Below are 2,569 nucleotides of genomic sequence, written 5' to 3'. Positions count from 1 at the left end.
GCACTGTGGTGGCGCCGGGGCGGTTCGTCGCATGCAGGCGCTGGAGCGCTCGTCGTGTCGACCCGGCACCTGGCGCAGGACGTCGGGGTGCTCAGCCGGCTGATCGCCTCAGCGGCGTGGCGTAACCCCGACGGCGCCGCCAGCAACGTCGCAACGGCCGCGATGCGCTCGCTCGACCGCGCGGCGCTCGCGCTCGAACGCGGCGCGGCGGGCGACGGCGACGAAAGCGCCGTCGAGGCGGGAGCGCTCGTCGCGCCGCTCAGGCTGCTTCAAGCCGACGCGGGACGTCTCGTCACACTGGCGGGCGCGCCGCATTCGTAGCGCGCCCCGGGTCGCCGCTCAGTCCGGCAAGAAGACTCGCCTCACGCCGCCGCGGCGCGGGCGCGGGCGAAGCGACGGGCGATCTCGGCGGCGATGACGCTGCTCGAATCGATCGGCTTGTAGGCGAAGCGCTCGATCCGACCGGCGAACCGCCTGATCGCGCCGAGCCGCTCCAGCGCGTCGATCGCCTGGCCGAGCTTGCCCGCTTCTCCGCCGCTCGGCTCGAAGACGTACACCGGCGCGCCGGTGGCGGTCGCCTCGCCGACCATGTTGGCGCTGTCGCCGGTCACCAGAACCGCGTCGGCCAGCGCGAGGATCGAAGCGTAGGGATTTTCCCCGCTTCCGTCCCAGACGAAGCCGGGCGCGTCGCCGAGCCCCTCGCGCACGGCGGCCAGCAGCTCGGGCGGCGTGCGGCGCGATGGCGTCGCCATGATCGAAAAGCCCTGGCCGACGATCGCCCGCACCGCCTCCGTCATCCGCGTCAGGTCGGCGGCGGTGAAATGCTGCGCGCCGCTCGGGCCGCCGAGCACGATTGCGCAGCGCGGCGTCGGCAATTCCGCCAGCCGCGCGTCCGGAGCGGCGCGCGCCGCGGCGAGGCGGCGCGGCGAGAACGGATGCGGCGAGGTCAGCGTCGCGATCACGTTGGGCCCGCGATGGCGATCGTGTTCGGGAACCCAGATCAGGTCCATCGACGCGCGGGCGAAACGCGGGTCCTGGAGAAACACCGCAAACACGCGCGCCCCGCCGGCGCGTTTGAGCGCGCGCAGATAGGGCACGGTGACGCGGCCGCTGGCCAGCACGATATCGGGCAGCGGCGGCCGCAACAGCGCCGCATCGCGCGGATCGACCGGCCCGAACGGCGACATCCACAGGAACGGCTTGCGCGGGTTGACCCGCTTCAGCTCATAGGACGCCCCGAGCGCCTCGGCGACGCCGACCGCGTTGATCTCGTGACCCGCCTTGCCCGACCCAAGCAGAAGGACGCGCACGCCCTCCCCGATCCGCGCATCCTGCATTTCGACTCACAACCCCATCTTGCCCGGCAGCCATTGGGCGAAGCTGAGCGCGAGCGTTTCAACACGGCGGCGCAGAATGTCGGTCTGGTAGGGCGAGTTCTGCAGGCTGTCGGCGCCGAGCGAGCTATAGAGCGGGTATGAGCCGACCACGTGGCCGCGCCCGTCGAGCACCAGGGCGGCGCCTTCGATGCCGTCGGTCGCATCGTTGCTGAGGAAGCCGATCGACATGCGAGAACCCGCCGTGCCGATCGCAACGTCGTCGATGCGCGCCACCAGCACGCCGGCGCTGCGATCGCCCGGCGCGAGATACTTGGCGAAAGTCTGCTTGAGATAACCGGGCAACACCGCCGCGACCCACTGCGCCGCGTCGTCTTCGTCCTTGGCCTTCAACGGCGAGACGTCGACCCGGATCTCGCGGAAGCGGACATCGCCCAGCGGCGCCGCCGAAGCCTTCACGGCCGCCGACGCCGCCGCCAACGTCAGGGCGGTCAGGGCGGCGCGTCGCGTCAATTGCCACTCGCCCATGTCATCATCCTCCCATGGCGGCCCGTCGCGGACCGCCCAACGGCCTCATTTATAGTCCACTTTGACGATCTCGTAGCGCTTGCCGCCGCCCGGCGTGTTCACTTCCACGCTATCGCCGACCTTCTTGCCGATCAGCGCTCGCGCCGTCGGCGAGGTGATCGAGACCCTGCCGGATTTCACGTCCGCCTCGCTCTCGCCGACGATCTGAAACATTTTCTCGGCCTCGGTGTCCTCGTCGATCAACGTCACCGTCGCGCCGAACTTGATCGTCGCTCCCGACAGTTTCGACACGTCGATCACTTCGGCGCGCTGCAGCATGTCCTCGAGCTCGACGATGCGGCCCTCGTTGTGCGATTGCGCCTCTTTGGCGGAATGATATTCCGCGTTCTCCGACAGATCGCCATGCGAGCGCGCCTCGGAGATCGCTTGGACGATGCGTGGACGTTCGACTTGTTGTAGGCGCCGGAACTCCGCCTCGAGGGCGGCGTGGCCGGCGACCGTGATCGGAAACCTCTCCATCGGTGACCCTATCTCGAAATTGTCAAACTTGCCGCTCCGCGCCCGGCGGCTCGCGAACGAGCCGGGTCACGCGAAATAGTCCTGCAACGCTCGGACTTCGAGATCGCCGGCGAGATAGGCCTTGATGCCCTCCGCCGCGGCGATCGCTCCGGAAAGTGTGGTGTAATAGGGCGTTTTTTGCAAGAGGG

At 69.4% G+C, this 2,569-nt stretch carries 4 protein-coding genes; 1 reads left to right on the top strand and 3 read right to left on the bottom strand.

The genetic code is table 11. From position 1 onward, the window contains the following. Window positions 1–321, top strand: a 321-nt coding sequence (locus ABSF49_RS21585) for a hypothetical protein (protein ID WP_424114686.1), incomplete at its 5' end; no start/stop codon positions are given. A gap of 41 nt (window positions 322–362) precedes the next feature. Here the strand turns inward: ABSF49_RS21585 and ABSF49_RS21580 are convergent. Genes ABSF49_RS21580 through greA form a run of 3 tightly spaced genes read right to left on the bottom strand, consistent with a single transcriptional unit; the run spans window position 363 to window position 2,381 of the window. After that, window positions 363–1,337, bottom strand: coding sequence for a mitochondrial fission ELM1 family protein (locus tag ABSF49_RS21580; RefSeq protein WP_424114685.1), 975 nt, complete (start codon window positions 1,335–1,337; stop codon window positions 363–365). A gap of 6 nt (window positions 1,338–1,343) precedes the next feature. After that, window positions 1,344–1,862 carry a hypothetical protein gene (locus ABSF49_RS21575; protein WP_424114684.1) on the bottom strand — a complete coding sequence of 173 codons (519 nt, stop codon included), beginning with the start codon at window positions 1,860–1,862 and terminating at the stop codon, window positions 1,344–1,346. Between the two features lie 45 nt (window positions 1,863–1,907). Further along, entirely contained in the window at window positions 1,908–2,381 is a 474-nt protein-coding gene (greA, locus tag ABSF49_RS21570) for a transcription elongation factor GreA (protein WP_424114683.1), read from the bottom strand. Window positions 2,382–2,569 lie beyond the last annotated feature (188 nt).

Source organism: Roseiarcus sp., from assembly GCF_049514155.1.
Taxonomy (GTDB): Bacteria; Pseudomonadota; Alphaproteobacteria; order Rhizobiales; family Beijerinckiaceae; genus Roseiarcus.
This window is presented reverse-complemented; position numbering and strand designations above follow the sequence as displayed.

What these genes read in the sequence shown, in the direction of transcription:
- ABSF49_RS21575 (WP_424114684.1), bottom strand. Translation starts at nt 1,862, where the DNA reads ATGGGCGAGTGGCAATTGACGCGACGCGCCGCCCTGACCGCCCTGACG.
- greA (WP_424114683.1), bottom strand. Translation starts at nt 2,381, where the DNA reads ATGGAGAGGTTTCCGATCACGGTCGCCGGCCACGCCGCCCTCGAGGCG.
- ABSF49_RS21580 (WP_424114685.1), bottom strand. Translation starts at nt 1,337, where the DNA reads ATGCAGGATGCGCGGATCGGGGAGGGCGTGCGCGTCCTTCTGCTTGGG.